Consider the following 15967-nt stretch of genomic DNA (forward strand, 5'->3'; position numbering starts at 1 on the left):
TCAGCGCTCCAGTTGACGGCGTACCTCGTCGAGGACCTGGGCCCAGTGCGCGGCCGGCGCGCCCGCGCGCAGCTGACCGGCGAGATGCTCGGCGAGCTGACGCGCGACCCGTTCGGTGAACTCGGGCTGGTCGTCGGCCGCGCCGGACGTGGCCGGACGCGGTGCCGTCAACGGCATCGGCTCGCCGACGCAGACCACGTCCAGATGTCCGGTGGTCCGGGTCAACGCGACGTACAGCATCCGGTGGCCCCGGTCGTCGTCGGCGACGATCTGCTCCGGCTCGACGACCACGACGGCGTCGAACTCCAACCCCTTGGCCTCGGCCGGGCTGACCAGGTTGATCGCCGACCCGAGGTCGCCCTGCTGGGCGCTGCTCCAGGTCACCTCGTTGTCGGCCAGGGCCGCCTCCACCTCGCGGCGGCAGCGCGGCGGGCAGACGATGCCGACGAACGCGCCCCGGTCGGCGTGCGCCGTGGCGACGGCGACGACCCGGCCGGCCCGTTCGGTCAGCCCGACCCGGTGCACGCCGGGCTCAGCCGGCCCGTCGCGGACCACCTCCGGCGGGGTCACCTGCGGCGCGGCGACCGGCAGCAGCTGGGCGGCGAACTGATACGCCTGCCGGGGCACCCGGTAGCCGTACCGTAGCGGTGCGACCCGTACCGGGTGGGTCGCCGGCAGGTGCCGGGTCACCTCGTCCCAGCTGTCGCGGGCCCAGGCCCCGGTGGACTGGGCCAGGTCGCCGAGTACGGTGCACGACCCGGTACGGCTGCGGCGGGCCACCGCCCGCAGCTGCATCGGCGACAGGTCCTGTGCCTCGTCGACGACCACGTGCCCGTACCGGCGCTGCGGTGCGCCGTCGATGAGGTGGTCCAGCTCGTCGAGCAGTGGCAGGTCGGCGGCGGACCAGACCTCCTCGGAGATCCGGTCGGCACCCCGGCGGTGCAGCAGGGCCAGCTCCTCGGCGGTGAACCCGGCGGCGGCGGCCCGCAACCGGGGCCGGGAGGCGAGCAGGCCACGCAGGAACACCGCCGGGCTCTGCTGCGGCCAGAGCCGCTCGACCAGGTTGGCCAGCGCCGGTTCGCCGCGCGGGTCGACCCCGGCCCGGTCGTGGACCAGGTCGGCGAGCCGGTCCCGGAACACCTGCCGGCGACCGCTGTACGGCAGGTCGGCGGCTGCTGCGGCGGCCAGCGCCGCCTGCACCTGCTCACCGGGGAGGGTGACGAACCGGCTGCCGAGCAGCAGCCGCTCCGCCGGATCGGGGGTGCCGATCCGGTTGCGCAGGGCCCGGTCGAGCAGCCCGGCCATTCGGGCGTCGCCCTTGAGCCGGGCCACCGCCGCCGGTTCGGCCCGGCCCCGCCGTACCGTCGGGGCGAGCCGGCTGATGTCGCGCAGCTCGACCTCGGCGTCGCCGAGGCCGGGCAGCACCTGGCTGATGTAGCGCATGAACGTCGGATGCGGCCCGACCACCAGCACGTCGTCGGCGGCCAGGTCGGCGTGCTGGAACAGCAGCCAGGAGACCCGGTGCAGGGCGATCGCGGTCTTGCCGGTGCCGGGCCCGCCCTCGACGACCAGCACCTGGTCCAGCGGGGAGCGGATCAGCTCGTACTGGGCGGCCTGGATGGTGGCGACGATGTCGCGCAGCGTTCCGGTGCGGCCCCGGGCCAGCTCGGCGAGCAGGTGGGCGTCGACCCCGGCCGCGCCGCCGGGCTCCGCTCCGCCGGTCGCTGCGGCCACGCCGGCGGCGATCTCGGCGAACAGTACGTCGTCGAGGTGCTCGATGGTGTTGCCGGTGCACCGGTAGCCGCGTTTGCGGACCAGGCCCTGCGGGTCGTCCGGGCTGGCTGTGAAGTAGCGGGCGGCGGCCGGCGCCTGCCAGTTCACCACCAGCGGGTCGGCACCGCCGCCGGCGCTGATCAGGTGCCGGCCGAGGTACAGCGCCGCGCCGGAGTCGTCGTCGATGCGGCCGAACGCGACCGCCTCGCCGGCGTCGCCGAGAGCCTGGGCGAGTGTCTTGGCGTGCTGGCGCAGCCGGGCCGCCGCCGCCTTGTCTGCGCCGCTGCCGGCGAGCGTGTCGAGCCGGGTACGTCGGCGGTCCCGTTCCGCGGCGGCGGCATCGAAATGCTCCTGCTCAGCGGCGATCTCCGCGGACATGTCGGCCATGGGCGTCCCTCCCCAGGTCGGCAGGCTCGCCACACCGTACCGGCCGGCGCCGCCGCCCGGCAGCCCCGCAGTGGGCACGAATGCCCGCGCCGGACGCCCTCCCCCGGTGGACGTCCGGCGCGGTTGCCGGTCGGTCGGCCGACAGCGTGGCGCTATTCGGCTGCCAGCGAGGTGACCACGGGTTGCCGTAGCGCCCGCCGGGCCGGCAGCACCGAGGCGACCAGGGCGGCGACCGCCGCGCCGGCGACGATCACGCCGAGCTGTGCCCACGGCACCTGCAGCTGGAAGATCCCGTCCTCGGCGTTGTTGAGGACGGCGAGCGCGCTCAACGCACCGGCCACGCCGATCGCGATGCCGCACGCCGTACCGCTGACCGCGGTCAGCACCGCCTCGGTGGCGAGCATCCGGCGCAGTTGGCCCCGGGTCAGGCCGACCGCCCGCAGCAGGGCGTTCTCCCGGGTCCGTTCGACCACCGACAGCGTGAGGGTGTTGGCCAGGCCGAGCAGTGAGATGAGGATCGCCAGGGCCAGCAGGGCCAGCACGAACTGCAGCACCGTGTCGACGGTGCTGGTGCGTGATTCGGCGTACGAGGCCCGGTCGACGAACGTCACGAACGGGTAGCTGACGACGACGGACTCCACCGCCTCGCGGGCGGCCTGATCGTCGACGCCGGCGGCCGGGTCGAGCTGCACCAGCCAGGTGTCGATGCCGGGGTAGACGGCGGTGACGTCCTCCTCGACGGCCAGCACCGTGCCGGAGACCGGCTGGTCGCCGCCGGGCGGGTCGGCGAGGACCGCGACGACGACGGCGTCGCGGGCCTGCCCGACCGGACCGGCCGGCCCGACCGGATCAGCAGGATCTGCCGGGTCTGCCGGGTCTGCCGGGACGGGCTCCAGGCGGATCCGGTCGCCGACGGCGTACCCGGTCGCCTCGTTGACGATCACCCGGCCCGGACCGAATTCCCGGACGTCTCCGTCGACCACCGCCAGTTTCGCCTTGGCCAGCAGGTCGGGGTGGCCGGCGGTCACGTAGAAACCGCCCGGTGCTCCGTACACCTCGGCGTCAGCGAGCACCACACCGAGTTCCGGCAGGTCACGCAGCCGGTCGATCAGTTCCGGCGGCACCGGATCCAGATCGGACTGTACGATGAACGCGGCTCCGATCCGGGCGTCGACCTCCCGTTCCACGGCCTGTTTGACGCTGTGCGCGCCGACCGCGAACGAGGTGACCAGGCCGATGCCGATCACCAGGGCCATCGCGGTGGCGGCGGCGCGGCGCGGGTTGCGGACGGCGTTGGCGACCGCGAGCCGGGCGGTCGGACCGGCGGCCCATCCGGTCAGTCGGCCGAGCAGCCGGGTGACCGCCGGCACGATCAACGGGCTGGCCAGCACCAGGCCGAGGAAGGTCAGGATTCCACCGGCGACGACGACCAGCAGGTCCTCCAGCCGGCCGGCGGCGACCAGCCCGAGCACACCGGCGACGAGCAGCAGCAGACCGGTGCCGAGCCGCAACCGGCCGACCGGGCGGGCTACGGTCAGTGCCGCGTCGGTCAGCGCCGCGACCGGCGGTACGGCGGTGCCGCGCCAGGCCGGCAGCAGAGCCGCGCCGACGGTGACCCCGACGCCGCAGATCAGCGCGACCGCGACGGTACGCAGGCTGATCACGGTGCCGCTCGGCGTACCGGCGCCCAGTTCGGCATAGAGCTGACGCAGTCCGACGGCGGCCACCACCCCGAGCAGCAGACCCCAGACCGCGCCGATCAGCCCGACGGCGGCGGCCTCGACGATGCCGGCCCGGAACAGTTGTGCCCGGGTGGCGCCGACGAGCCGCAGCAGCGCGGTCTCCCGGGTGCGTTGGGCGAGCAGAATGGTGAAGGTGTTGGCGATGACGAAGGCGGCGACGAAGACCGCGATCGCGGCGAACGCCAGCAGCAGGCGGGTGAACTGCTCCCCGTTGCCGACCGCGTGGTCCAGCGCGTCGGCGCGCAGTTGCTCGCCGGTGCGGGTGACGACGTAGCCGCCGACGGCGGTGCGCAGCCGTTGCGCCAGTTCGGCCTGGCCGACGCCGGGTTCGGCGACGACCAGCACCCGGTCCAGGTCGGTACGGCCGATCAGCCGGCGGGCGTCGGCGTCGACCATGCCGAGCAGCGCGCCACCGGAGTCGACGCCGGTTCCGGCGACGTCGACCAGGCCGACCACCTGCAACGGCTGCGGCTGCCGGTCGGTGGCGGCGACCCGGATCTGGTCGCCGACGGCGATGTCCCGCCGGTCGGCGGTCCGGGCGTCCAGGACGGTCTCGCCGGGCCGTTGCGGCAGCCGGCCAGCGGCCAGCGGCAGACCGGCCAGCTGGGGGTCCGCCGGGACGGTGACCATGCTGTTCATGCCGGGAATGGACTGGTTGTCCGGGCCGAGCAGCCCGATGCCGAATGAGCTGAAGGTGCCTTCGGCGGCGGCGACCCCGTCGACCTGCCGGACGGCGTCGACCAGGGTGGTCGGCAGGAGCACGCCGTCGACGTCGGGCGCGCCGGCCACACCGGGCGGTACGTCGAAGTCGCGGGTCAGTTCGACGTCGACGAAGCGGTCGAGCAGGCCGGCGCGTTCCTCGGTGGCGGCGGTCAGCCCGTCGGAGAAGATCAGAGTGCCGGTGACGAAGCCGACGCCGAGGACGATCGCCAGCGAGGAGAGCAGCAGTCGGGTGGCGTTGGCGCGCAGGGAGCGCAGGGTGAGGCGCAGCATCTCCGGTTCACCTGCCCGCGTAGGCGTCACGCCCAGCGGAGTCCAGGCGGGACATCACGTCGAGGATGGCGTCGGCGTCGGGCCGGTCCAGGTCGGTGACCCGGCGCCCGTCGGCGAGGAAGGTGACCCGGTCGGCGCGGGTGGCGGCGAGCGGGTCGTGGGTCACCATGACGACGGTCTGGCCGAGCTGGTCGACGGCGTCGCGCAGCAGCCGCAGCACCTCGGCGCCGGAGCGGGAGTCCAGGTTGCCGGTCGGTTCGTCGGCGAAGATCACCGCCGGGCGGGTGATCAGGGCCCGGGCGACGGCGACCCGCTGCTGCTGCCCGCCGGAGAGTTCGGCGGGGCGGTGGCCGAGCCGGTCGGTGAGCCCGACGGCGGCCACCACCTGCCCCAGCCAGTCGCTGTCGATCCGGCCGCCGGCGATCGCCACCGGCAGGGTGACGTTCTCCAGTGCGGTGAGGGTGGGCAGCAGGTTGTAGCGCTGGAAGACGAAGCCGATCCGGTCGCGCCGCAGCATGGTCAGCCGGCGGTCGTCGAGCCGGGTGATCTCGGTGTCGCCGATCCGGACGGATCCGGCGGTGGGGCGGTCCAGCCCGGCGAGGCAGTGCATCAGGGTCGACTTGCCGGATCCGGAGGCGCCCATGATGGCGTGGAACCGGCCGGCGGCGAAGGCGATGTCGACGCCGTCCAGCGCGGTGACCGCCGCCGCACCGTTGCCGTACACCTTGGACAGGCCGGTGGCGGTGACCGCTGCCGCGGTCGAAGTGATCGTTGACATGCGGGTAACGCTAGGGACGCGGGCGGTGTCTGGCGTCCGCCGTACTACGTCACTTGGGGGTCCGTCGCGGGTCGCAGTCGGGACCCGGCGTACGCCTCAGGTCGTACGCCGGCAAAGGTCCGTCGGGTCAGCCGGGTGTGCCGGGGCGGATCAACCCCGTCTCGTACGCCAGCACGACGGCCTGGACCCGGTCCCGCAGCCCCAGCTTGGCCAGGATCCGCCCGACGTGGGTCTTGACGGTCGCTTCGGCGACGGTGAGCCGGCCGGCGATCTCGGCGTTGGACAGCCCCTGGCCGAGCAGCAGCAGCACTTCGCGTTCCCGGTCGGTGAGCCCGTCGACGGTGGGGGCGGCCGCCCCGGCGGTGACCAGCTGCCCGGCGAAGCGGTCCAGCAGCCGGCGGGTGATCCGGGGCGCCACGACCGAGTCACCGGCGGCGATCACCCGGATCGCGGCCAGCAGTTCCTCCGGCGGGACGCTCTTGAGCAGGAATCCGCTCGCCCCGGCCTGCAGCGCGGCGAAGGCGTCGGCCTCGGTGTCGAAGGTGGTCAGCACCAGCACCCTGGGGGTGGGTCCGGTGGCGCAGATCCGCCGGGTGGCTTCGACGCCGTCGAGGACCGGCATCCGTACGTCCATCACGACGACGTCGGCGTCGACGGTACGCAGCAGCCGCAGCGCCTCGGCGCCGTCGCCGGCCTCGCCGACCACGGTCATGTCGCCGGAGTAGTCGAGCACCATCCGGAAGCCGGCCCGGACCAGGGCCTGATCGTCGACGAGGACGACCCGGATCGGGGCGGTGCCGGTCATGCCGCCGCCGCCATGGTCAGGGGGATCGACGCGCGGACCTGCCAGCCGCCGTCGAGCCGCGCGCCGGCGGTGAACTCGCCGCCGTACAGTCCGGCCCGCTCGCGCATGCCGATCAGACCGTGCCCACCGGCCGGTAGCGCGGCGGCCGGCAGCGGCAGCGGGGTGACGTTGGTCAGCGCGGGTGCCGCCGCCGTGGCCGCCCGACGGCCACCGTCGTCGACGACCTCGATGGTGATGGCCTGCCGGGTGTACGTGATCGCCACCCGCGCCGTGGCCCGTTCCCCGGCGTGCTTGAGGACGTTGGTCAGCGACTCCTGCACGATGCGGTAGACGGCGAGGGCGACCCCGTCGGGCACCTCCGGGGCGGTGCCGGTCACCGCGAACTCGACGGCCAGCCCGGCGCTGCGGGCCTTCGCCACCGCCTCGCCCACCTGGTCGAGGGCGCCGCGTGGGCGTTCCACCACCGCGTCGGCGGAGCGCTCCGGATGACGCAGTACGTCGATCAGCTGGCGCATCTCGCCGAGCGCTTCCCGGCCGGTGGCACCGATCGTGGTCAACGCGGCCCGGGTGCGCTCCGGGTCGCGGTCCAGGGCGAACCGGCCGCCGTCGGCGTGCACGATCATGACCGACAGCGAGTGGGCGATGATGTCGTGCAGTTCGCGGGCGATCCGGCCACGTTCCTCGACGACGGCGATCCGGGCCAGGTGGTCGCGTTCGCGTTCGGCGGTGGCGGCGCGCTCCTCCAGGCTGCGTACGTACAGGTGCCGGATCCGCACGGTCAGGCCGAGCAGCGTCACCCCGATGGTGACCGAGGCAGCCAGGGTGAGGACGTAGCGGTCCAGCCACGGCTGGTCGGGGCCGGTCGGGCTGAGCAGTACGGCGGCCGCGAAGCAGCCGAACAGGGTGACGCCGAGGGCGGCGAACCCGACCCAGGCGCGGTGGGCGTACTTCACGGCCGAGTAGAGCGCGACGAAGATCGCCACGTCGTGCGGCAGCAGGGTGAAGGTGTCGCCGGCGAGCAGTTGGGCGGCGGCGAGCAGGGCGACCACGGCGAACGTGGCGGCCGGGAAGCGACGCCGGGCGAGCAGCGGCAGGGCCATCAGCACCCCGTGCACGATGCCGACCATGCCGTAGGCGCCGCCGGCGATCACCGACGCGGAGCCGACGACGGCGACGATGACGAGGTCGAACAGCAGATCGCGGCCGCGCAGCATCCAGCGCGGGAGGGTCGGCGTGGGCGTCGACATGCAGCGAGCGTACCCACGGTCAGGTGCGGGACCGGCCGGCCCGCCGGGTCCGCCTCAGGTGCGGGACCGGCCGACCATCGCGCCGACGATCATCCGGTCGACGCCGGGCAGGCCGGCGGCGGCCAACGCGACCCGGCGGGCCCGCAGCCACCACTGGCGCTGCGGCACGAACCAGCGGGCACCGCGTCGAGCCACCTGCTGCTTGTCGGTGATGACCGGCCGCATCGCCGTCTCGTAGCGGCGCAGGGCGGTGGCGAGCAGGGTCGGGTCGGCGGCGGCCGTCGGGTCTGCGGTGGCGCCGAGGGCCCGGGTCAGCTCGTCGGCGAGGGTCTGCGCCCCGGCGACAGCCAGCGAGGCGCCCTGCCCGGCGAGCAACGACACCGCCTGGCAGGCGTCGCCGACCAGCACGACCCGGCCGTGGTTCCAGTACGGCAGGTCGATCTGGGCGACCTGGTCGTAGTAGATCTCGTCGGCGGGTGGGCAGGCGGCGAGCGCCTGCGGCACGATCCAGCCGAGGTCGGCGTACTCCTTGTGGAGGGCGGCCCGGGGATCCGCCGGCAGCGTCGGATCGCTGCTGTGGTGCACGGCGAAGGCCGCGACCCGGCCGTCCCGTAGGGCGTAGCAGCCGAGCTGGCGGCGGGTGCTGTCGGTGAGGGCGAACTCGTCGCCGATCTCGGCCCGTACCGCCGGGTCGTCGAACACCCAGGCGGCGGTGTGGAAGCCGAGGTAACGCAGGAAGTGGCGTTCGTCGCCGTAGACGAGCCGACGCACGGTGGAGTGGATGCCGTCGGCACCGATCAGCAGGTCGGCGCGGTGGACGGTGCCGTCGGCGGTGGTGGCGTCGACGCGGTCGGAGCGATGGTCGATGCGGGTCAGCCGGCTGTCGAAGCGCAGCGCCACCCGCTCGGGCAGCGCGTGGCGCAGAATGCGCTCCAGGTCGGGGCGCATGATGCTGGTCAGCCGGCCGTCGACCATCTCGGCGAACCGGGCGTAGCTGAGACTGGCCCGGCGGCGACCGCGCTCGTCGCGGTAGGTCAGCGCCTGCACCCGGTAGCCGTGCTCCTGCAGCTGCGGCAGCAGCCCCATCCGGTCGAGCACGTCGTAGCCGGGACCGAAGAAGTCGATCATGTAACCCTCGGTACGCGGGGCGGCCGCCTGCTCCAGCACGGTCACCGACCAGCCGGCGGCGTCGAGCCGGTGCGCGAGGGCCAGCCCGGCGATCCCGGCCCCGCAGATGACCGCCTTCACTGTCGGTCCCCTTCCGTCGTGGCGCTTCCCGTCGTGGCGCTTTCCGTCGTGGCGTCGATGACGATCATCCGGGTGAGCGGCCCGGCGGCCACGCCCGAGGTCAGAGCGGGTGACAATGGACGGTGCAGCAGCAGCCCGTCGACGGCGGCGGCGAGCACGGCGGCGGTGGCCGCCGGGTCGGCGACGCCGTGGCCGGCGAGCCAGTCGGCGAGCCGGCCGCGCAGGTCGTCGAGGACGCCGGCCAGGGTACGCCGCAGGTCGTCGTCGCGGGCGGCGGCAAGATAGGTTTCGGCGAACAGCAGCGATGTCGGGTCGGTGCCGGAGTAGCCGTCCAGGGCGGCGAGCATCGACCGTACGCCGTCGGCCGGGGTGGCCGCCGTCGTCAGCAGCGCACCCAGGTCGGCGGTCAGGTCGGTGACCGCGGTGGTGGCCGCCTCGATCAGCAGCGCCCGCACCGACGGGTAGTGGTAGTGGACCAGACCGGGTGCGACCCCGGCCCGGTCGGCGACCACCCGGGTGCTGACCGCCGACCAGCCGCGTTCGGCGATCAGCGTGACGGCGGCGGCCCGCAGCCGGGCCCGCACCTGTCGGCCGCGTTCGGCGGCGCTCTGCGTCATCCGCAACCCCTCGTCGTCTGTTGGTCGCTCGCTCCGGTAACTCGCCCTGGGCGAACGCACTGGACGTTTACCCTAGGCGAACGTCCAAGACGTTACCACGTCGATCCGTTGCGTGAAAACGACTCTGGATTCCGAGGCCGCCGCCATGCGATCCTTGTTGGCGTTTAGTAATCACACGATCACCGATGGCTACCCCTCGGCCGGAGGCGCACGTGAGCGAGTTGTACCGCAGGCCCTACTACGAACCGCCGCCGGGCAAGGACAGCGGTGCGACTCCGATGCAGGTGCTGATCACCGGCATCACCCCGCCAGCGCCGTCCGCGACGTACGGCGCAATGACCACCCTGGTCGGTCTCCGCCTCGACGGCCCCCGCCACTGGATCCGGTTCGACGAGATCCCCGCCCACCCGCTCAGCCAGTCCGCGCCCGTTCAGCGCTACGACATCGTCTCCACCGTCGCCGAGCCGGACCCCGACGACCCACGTCCGGAAAGCTGGCGGGCCCACGACGGCACCCTGCGCGTCCGCCACGAGGCACGCCAGTGGCCCCGGCGCACCGCGATCCTGCACCACCACGCCGAATGGTCCATGTGCGACATCCACCAGGCGGCGACCGAGCGCGACGACGCCCAGTCGGTCGCCCTGATCCGCGCCGCCGAGCTGCGATACCTGCGGATCGGTCGCACGCCGGTGGCGGCACCGGCCGAACGCTGGTCCGCCGCCACCTGGCGACGCCACGAACCCGACCTGTTCCGGCCGATCGTGCACGACCTGCTGCGCCGCCCGCCCTTCACCCTCGCCTACCGCTACCGGTGCCACCATGGCGGCTGCCGAGGTCACGTACAGCAGCTGCGCGACCGGGAAGTGGTCGCCTTCCAGCAGCGCCGCCGCAGATACTGCGGGCTGCCGCTGCGTCGCGCACTTGTCGGCGAGTTCTGGTGGCCGCTGCGCCAGCCCGGCCGGGAGGTGGGGTTCCTGGTCGGCAACCGCCGCGACGCCCCGGCCACCTTCGACGTACTGGACACGATCATCCTCCGCCGTTAACTCTGGCCGGGACGTTGGGCGAGGGCGAACGACCGCACGACGGGATGCAGGTGGTAGCGCCCGACGGTGTCCGACTCCAGCAACGCCAGGTCGACCAGCTCCTCCAGCAGGTCTTCGCTGTCCGGCTCGGGCCGGCCCAGCACCCGCGCCACGACGGGTAGCGCGAAGTCCGGCATACCGGTGACGGCCAGCAGGACCAGTGCCCGCTGCTGGTCCGAGGTGAGCTGCCGCCAGCTGGCCAGAAAGGTCGCGCCCACGTCGAGATCACCGGCCCGCAACGAGCCCAGCCGGTGCGCGCCGGTGAACCGGTCGCGGAACGCGCGGATCGGCCAGCCCGGCCGGGCGGCCAGCCGGGCCGCCACGATACGGACCGCCAGTGGCAGCAATCCGCAGGCCACCACGAGCTCCCGGGCCGTCTCGCGCTCGGCCGCCACCCGGTCGTGGCCGATCACCCGGCTCAGCAGCTCGATCGCCTCCGTCTCGTCGAACACGTCGAGATCGGCGTGCACTGCACCGTTCAGGCCGGCCAGCCGGGAGCGGGAGGTGACCAGGACGCCACAGGTCGCGGTGCCCGGCAGCAGCGGGGTGATCTGTGCGAGGCTGTGCGCGTCGTCCAGCACCACGAGCAGCCGACGGTCGTGGGTCGCCGAGCGGAACAGCGCCGACCTGCTGTCCAGGCAGTCCGGGACGAACTCGACCCCGAGCGCGTCGAGGAAGCCGTCCAGGACGTCCTGCGGCGACGCCGGCACGGCGTCACCGCTCCGCAGTTCCGCGTACAACTGACCATCCGGGTAATGCGCGCCGAGCCGGTGGGCGACGTGCCGGGCCAGGGTGGTCTTGCCGACACCGCCCATCCCGGCCACGGCCACGACCGGCAACGAGTCGCGGTCGGGCCGGCTCAGGGCGTCGGTGACGAGGCGGGCCACCGCTTCGCGCCCGGTGAAGTCCGCTGTGGTGGCCGGGACCTGGGCCGGCCGTGGCGCGGGTTCCTCACTCCGCGGCGTCTCGTCACTTCGCGCCGGCTCCTCGCCTCGCGCCGGCTCCTCGCCTCGTAGCGGCTCCGCACTCCGCGCCGGCGGGGCGGGCCCCTCGCTGATCAGGATCCGCCGATGGGCCTCGGCAAGCTCGGCGCTGGGTTCCAGCCCCAGCCGGTCCACGATCCTGCGGCGAGCTGCCGGGAACACCGCAGCAGCCTCCCCCGGCCGGCCACTGGCGTGCAACGCCCGGATCAGCAGCACGGAAAGGCTCTCCCGCAACGGGTTCTCGTCACTGAGAGCGCGCAACTCGGGCACGCACCAGGAGGCGCGACCGAGGTCGATGTCCAATGCCAGACGCGCCTCCAGCAGGTCCAGGTGCAGCTCACTCAGCCGGCGACGATGCCGTTGCGCGAACGGACCGGGCACCCCGGCCAGCGGTTCGCCGTTGAAGAGGGCAAGCGCCTCGGCCAGCATCGCGCGGGCGCTGCGCGCGTCGCCGGCCTGACGGGCGCGGCGGGCCAGTGCCTCGGCGTACCGCACATCGACGGCGTCCTCGGGCACCGTCAGGCGGTAGCCGTCACCGACGGTCGTCAGGATCCGGGGCTCGGCGGCGTCGTTCTCCAGCACCTTGCGCCACCGCCAGGCGTACGTACGGAGGGTTTTCGTCGCGGTGACCGGCGGATCGTCGCCCCACAGCGCCTCCATCAGAACGGCCGCGCTCACCCCCTGGCTCGGCCGCAGGAGAAGGACGGCGAGCAGGGCCTGTTGCTGCGGGCTTCCCATGTCGAGCTCGACGGAGCCCCGGCGGCCACGCACGACGCCGAGCAGGTCGAACCGAAGGGGTTCCATGTCAACCGCAGACGATCGCGTCGGTGGCGGCCCGCAAATCGACCCTCATGTCGCCATTCTGGCAAACCGCAGCGGTCGGTGGTCCCGACAGTAGGCAAAGCCATAGGACAGACGTCGTGTCCACAAGCCACACCTGCGGATATATCAACCAGGTATCGGACATCTATCGGTGTGCACGAATATCTGACCAAGGCACCTCTCGATGAAGGAGGAAGCACATGGGACTGCACGACGCGATCTACCGGCCACAGAAGGACAAGCCGGAACTCGCCGAGACCGAGCAGCGGACCCTCGACGAGCTGACCGAGCGTGACCAGGACTCCGAGGTGGCGGCGGTCGAGTCCGCCCGCTGAGTCGACGTCACAGGGCCGGGCGGGGTGCCCGTCCGGCCCACCCGCAACCCGCAGCGTCGGTGCGTTCAGTCGGAGGTGGAGCGATGTCGAGGACAGATCTTGCGGCCGGTTCGGTGGTCCAGGACGGTGAGCGGACGCTGAGCCTGCCCGAGGCCCACCAGCGGGGTACGGCGGCGGCAGCCGAGCTCGATCTGCGGGTGGACTGCACGGCGGTGCTCGACGGCGACCCGGCGGTCTGGACGGCGACGCTGTGGCGGGGCGACGACCCGGTGCCCAGCGGGCTGGGGCTCGGCAAGGGAAGTTCGGCGACGGCGCAGGTCGGCGCGGTCTTCGAGGCGCTGGAGCACCACCTCAGTGGGCTGCAGGGCCTCGCCGACGGCGGGACGACGCTGCGCCGTGCGGGTGAGATCTCCCGCGACGCGACGCTCCGGCGGGACGTGGCGCTCGCCCTGCTCGGGGAGTTGCCCGACGGGCCGATGGGGTGCCTGCCCTTCCGAGTGGTGACCAGCGGCGCCGAGGTCGACGTACCGCTGTTCCTGTCCGTGCCGGACTACCTCGACGAGGAGGCCGACCCGCTGCGGGAGAGCCTCGGTGACCACTACGACTACACCGGGGTGAGCCGCTACTCCTGCAACAACGGCTGGGCGGCGGGCACCGACCCGGTCGAGGCGGCGGTCCACGCGCTCAACGAGACCATCGAGCGGGACGCGCTGTCCCTTCTGCTGATCGACCAGTTCCTGGGGCGGCGGCGGTCCCCGCTCGTCCTCATCGACACGGAAACGTTGCCGGACGACCTCGCGGCCCTGGTGTCGGCGGCGCAGACCATCACCGGCCAGCGGCTGCACCTGATCGACATGACCACCGACCTGGGCGTACCGGCGATCTTCGCCTACCTCCCCACCCCGGACGGCGGACCGGCCCGGATCCGCGGCTGCGGCGCCTCCCTCTCCCGCCACTACGCGATCGCCCGTGCGGTGAGCGAGCTGGTCCAGGTCCACCTCGCGTCCTCGCTCGGGAACATCCACTCGGCGTTCGCCGCCATGACACCCGTGCGGCACGACTGGACCAGGCCCTATCCCACCCTCCACGCCTGCTACCGGAGCGACCTGCGCACCCGGCTCGCCGACGCCACCGTCGTGCCGTACCGGGACACGGAAGCTCCGGCCACCGCCGCCGGCCACCTCGACGCGCTCGTCGACATCCTCTCCCGACGCGGCTTCACGCCGTTGCAGCGTGACCACTACGTGACCGGCAACCTGGCCGTGGTCAACATCTTCGTCCCCGGCCTGGAGAGGTTCATGCTCGTCACCGACGGACAGGTGGTGGTGCCGGGAGCGCGGGGCATGGCGGTCAGGAACAACGGAATCCGACCTGGGCCCGTGAACGACAACCGGTAGCAACGGCCAAAGTCCCAGGGTGTCGGTGGGGCGTGGCACCCTGACCGGGTGAACGTCGAGGAAGCCGTCCGACTGCGCCGCGCCCGGGACCTGCTGGACAGGGAGTACGCCCGGCCGCTGGACGTGCCGGCGATGGCGCGGGCCGCGTACATGTCGCCGTCGCACTTCACCCGGCTGTTCCGGGCCGCCTACGGCGAGAGCCCGTACGGCTACCTGTCGACCCGGCGGGTCGAGCGGGCGAAGGCGCTGCTGCGCCGTGGCGACCTGAGCGTCACCGACGTCTGCATGGCGGTCGGGTTCACCTCGCTCGGGTCGTTCAGCTCCCGCTTCACCGAGCTGGTCGGCGAGTCGCCCAGCGCGTACCGGGCCCGGTCACATGCGGCCGGCGCGGCCATCCCGGCCTGCTACGTCAAGGCCGTCACCCGTCCGACCCGCCCGGCCGGAGCATCAAGTCGGTTTGGAGAAGCCCAGGTCAGCCGGCCGGCGTAGCGTCGCTGGCATGGCAATCACGCTTTCCCACACGTTCCTGCTCGTCCACGACCAGGACGAGGCGCTGAAGTTCTACCGCGACGTGCTCGGCCTGGAGGTCCGCACCGACATGGCGTTCGAGGGCTTCCGCTGGCTGACCGTCGGTCCGCCCGGACAGCCAGACGTCGAGATCGTGCTCGAAGTCGCCGCGATGGGTCGCGCCGCCGACCAGGAGACTCTGGAACTGCTGCTCGCCAAGGGCTCGCTCAGCGGGCTGATCTTCCTGGTCGACGACGTGGACGCGACGTTCGAGCGGGTCCGGGCCGCCGGGGCGGAGGTCATGCAGGAGCCCATCGACCAGCCGTACGGGGTACGCGACTGCGGTGTCCGCGACCCGTCCGGCAACAACATCCGTTTCTCCCAGAAGCTGTCGCAGTAGTCGTAACCATGTTGCCGAGTGGAGGGCTGGGGTACGTAATTCGGCGGAAGTTACGTACCTCAGCCCTCCACTCGGCGAGTTCACGGGCGGCGGCGGGCCGGCAAGGTGACCCGCAGTACGAGTCGGCCGAGCCCGTAGCAGTAGTCGCCGGTATTCAACGAAACCGTGTCGCCAACTCTGACCAGCGGGTCATTCCTCATCGGTGATCATTTCCACCGACTTGCCGTCGCGCAGCAGTTCCGCAAGGCGCTCGTATACGTTGAAGTCTTCCACCCGTAGAAGTTGCAGTGCGGTGTCCACCGGGCGGCATCCGTCGGTCAGGCAGCCCGCCCACTCCGCCGAGGGCCAGTGGTCGGTGACGACGCTCCTCGCGTACCGGATCGCGACGTCGCGGGTCTGCTCCTCGCTCAACTCGGGGATGGCCGGCGGTTGGGAACCTGGTACCAGGACACTCATTTCTGCCCTCCGCTGATCCTCGGAAATCTCTCCTGCGAACACTCTGGACTCCACCGGCACTCTCCCGTAAGGGTGGAGCGGCATACCCATGAAATCACTCACGTACGGAGGGGTAAGCGGTGGACATGATCATGTGGATACGTGCGCTCAAAGCAGCGCGCGTCGACAATTGACGCGATCGAGACCAGCCGACGCAAGCCGACCTTCAAGTACTTGCGGATCTCCACGTCGCGGGTGGCGATGGTCAAGGATGAAGATGCACTCGGGTGGGTCGTCGCGGGTCAGCAACTCAGCCGGTGGGTGACCGGCCGGCGGCCCGGTGCCCGACGGTGGGCCATGGCCGGCCGACGTGGCGCGAGGCTGACACGTTCGCCCGGTCCGGCGTGAGCGCCGGA

Annotated in this window: 14 protein-coding genes; 5 read left to right on the plus strand and 9 right to left on the minus strand. The window is 72.6% G+C overall.

The window, feature by feature from the left end:
• From O7623_RS15285 to O7623_RS15315, 7 genes are all read right to left on the minus strand, one after another.
• Positions 1-2160: an ATP-binding domain-containing protein gene (locus tag O7623_RS15285; RefSeq protein ID WP_282223719.1), complete on the minus strand. Its 2160-nt coding sequence runs from the start codon at positions 2158-2160 to the stop codon at positions 1-3.
• A 152-nt stretch (positions 2161-2312) separates the two neighbouring features.
• Positions 2313-4895, minus strand: coding sequence for an ABC transporter permease (locus O7623_RS15290; RefSeq protein WP_282223720.1), 2583 nt, complete (start codon positions 4893-4895; stop codon positions 2313-2315).
• A gap of 7 nt (positions 4896-4902) precedes the next feature.
• Entirely contained in the window at positions 4903-5673 is a 771-nt protein-coding gene (locus tag O7623_RS15295; protein WP_282223721.1) for an ABC transporter ATP-binding protein, read from the minus strand.
• 127 nt (positions 5674-5800) lie between these two features.
• Complete coding sequence (locus O7623_RS15300) at positions 5801-6478, minus strand: response regulator transcription factor (RefSeq protein WP_282223722.1); 678 nt, start codon at positions 6476-6478, stop codon at positions 5801-5803.
• Entirely contained in the window at positions 6475-7725 is a 1251-nt protein-coding gene (locus O7623_RS15305; RefSeq protein WP_282223723.1) for a histidine kinase, read from the minus strand. Before O7623_RS15305 ends, O7623_RS15300 begins: the two co-directional genes overlap by 4 nt.
• A 54-nt stretch (positions 7726-7779) precedes the next feature.
• The gene (locus O7623_RS15310) at positions 7780-8973 is read right to left on the minus strand and encodes an FAD-dependent oxidoreductase (RefSeq protein ID WP_282223724.1); all 1194 of its coding nucleotides are present in this window, start codon (positions 8971-8973) and stop codon (positions 7780-7782) included.
• On the minus strand, positions 8970-9590 hold the full coding sequence (locus tag O7623_RS15315) for a TetR/AcrR family transcriptional regulator (RefSeq protein ID WP_282223725.1): 621 nt from the start codon (positions 9588-9590) through the stop codon (positions 8970-8972). The genes O7623_RS15310 and O7623_RS15315 overlap by 4 nt, the downstream gene beginning before the upstream one ends.
• Before the next feature lie 212 nt (positions 9591-9802).
• On the opposite strand from O7623_RS15315, the gene O7623_RS15320 reads away from it, so the two are divergent.
• The gene (locus O7623_RS15320; protein ID WP_282223726.1) at positions 9803-10633 is read left to right on the plus strand and encodes a hypothetical protein; all 831 of its coding nucleotides are present in this window, start codon (positions 9803-9805) and stop codon (positions 10631-10633) included.
• Here O7623_RS15320 and O7623_RS15325 read toward each other — a convergent pair.
• Positions 10630-12459 carry a BTAD domain-containing putative transcriptional regulator gene (locus O7623_RS15325; RefSeq protein ID WP_282223727.1) on the minus strand — a complete coding sequence of 610 codons (1830 nt, stop codon included), beginning with the start codon at positions 12457-12459 and terminating at the stop codon, positions 10630-10632. The genes O7623_RS15320 and O7623_RS15325 overlap by 4 nt on opposite strands.
• Before the next feature lie 218 nt (positions 12460-12677).
• On the opposite strand from O7623_RS15325, the gene O7623_RS15330 reads away from it, so the two are divergent.
• From O7623_RS15330 to O7623_RS15345, 4 genes are all read left to right on the plus strand, one after another.
• The gene (locus O7623_RS15330) at positions 12678-12812 is read left to right on the plus strand and encodes a hypothetical protein (protein ID WP_282223728.1); all 135 of its coding nucleotides are present in this window, start codon (positions 12678-12680) and stop codon (positions 12810-12812) included.
• Between the two features lie 83 nt (positions 12813-12895).
• Positions 12896-14209 carry a YcaO-like family protein gene (locus O7623_RS15335; protein WP_282223729.1) on the plus strand — a complete coding sequence of 438 codons (1314 nt, stop codon included), beginning with the start codon at positions 12896-12898 and terminating at the stop codon, positions 14207-14209.
• A gap of 48 nt (positions 14210-14257) precedes the next feature.
• Positions 14258-14698 (plus strand): helix-turn-helix transcriptional regulator, encoded by a 441-nt coding sequence (locus O7623_RS15340; RefSeq protein WP_282223730.1) that lies wholly within the window; start codon positions 14258-14260, stop codon positions 14696-14698.
• Between the two features lie 10 nt (positions 14699-14708).
• Positions 14709-15116 (plus strand): VOC family protein, encoded by a 408-nt coding sequence (locus O7623_RS15345; RefSeq protein WP_282223731.1) that lies wholly within the window; start codon positions 14709-14711, stop codon positions 15114-15116.
• Positions 15117-15305: 189 nt separating this feature from the next.
• Here the strand turns inward: O7623_RS15345 and O7623_RS15350 are convergent, their stop codons facing one another.
• The gene (locus O7623_RS15350; RefSeq protein ID WP_282223732.1) at positions 15306-15674 is read right to left on the minus strand and encodes a hypothetical protein; all 369 of its coding nucleotides are present in this window, start codon (positions 15672-15674) and stop codon (positions 15306-15308) included.
• Positions 15675-15967 lie beyond the last annotated feature (293 nt).

Origin of the sequence: Solwaraspora sp. WMMD791 (genome assembly GCF_029581195.1) — a bacterium.
In the GTDB taxonomy this organism is placed as follows: Bacteria; Actinomycetota; Actinomycetes; order Mycobacteriales; family Micromonosporaceae; genus Micromonospora_E.

Bases quoted from the DNA above. Each gene is read 5' to 3' on its own strand.
- O7623_RS15285 (WP_282223719.1), bottom strand. From the start codon at position 2,160: ATGGCCGACATGTCCGCGGAGATCGCCGCTGAGCAGGAGCATTTCGAT.
- O7623_RS15290 (WP_282223720.1), bottom strand. From the start codon at position 4,895: ATGCTGCGCCTCACCCTGCGCTCCCTGCGCGCCAACGCCACCCGACTG.
- O7623_RS15295 (WP_282223721.1), bottom strand. From the start codon at position 5,673: ATGTCAACGATCACTTCGACCGCGGCAGCGGTCACCGCCACCGGCCTG.
- O7623_RS15300 (WP_282223722.1), bottom strand. From the start codon at position 6,478: ATGACCGGCACCGCCCCGATCCGGGTCGTCCTCGTCGACGATCAGGCC.
- O7623_RS15305 (WP_282223723.1), bottom strand. From the start codon at position 7,725: ATGTCGACGCCCACGCCGACCCTCCCGCGCTGGATGCTGCGCGGCCGC.
- O7623_RS15315 (WP_282223725.1), bottom strand. From the start codon at position 9,590: ATGACGCAGAGCGCCGCCGAACGCGGCCGACAGGTGCGGGCCCGGCTG.
- O7623_RS15325 (WP_282223727.1), bottom strand. From the start codon at position 12,459: ATGGAACCCCTTCGGTTCGACCTGCTCGGCGTCGTGCGTGGCCGCCGG.
- O7623_RS15330 (WP_282223728.1), top strand. From the start codon at position 12,678: ATGGGACTGCACGACGCGATCTACCGGCCACAGAAGGACAAGCCGGAA.
- O7623_RS15335 (WP_282223729.1), top strand. From the start codon at position 12,896: ATGTCGAGGACAGATCTTGCGGCCGGTTCGGTGGTCCAGGACGGTGAG.
- O7623_RS15345 (WP_282223731.1), top strand. From the start codon at position 14,709: ATGGCAATCACGCTTTCCCACACGTTCCTGCTCGTCCACGACCAGGAC.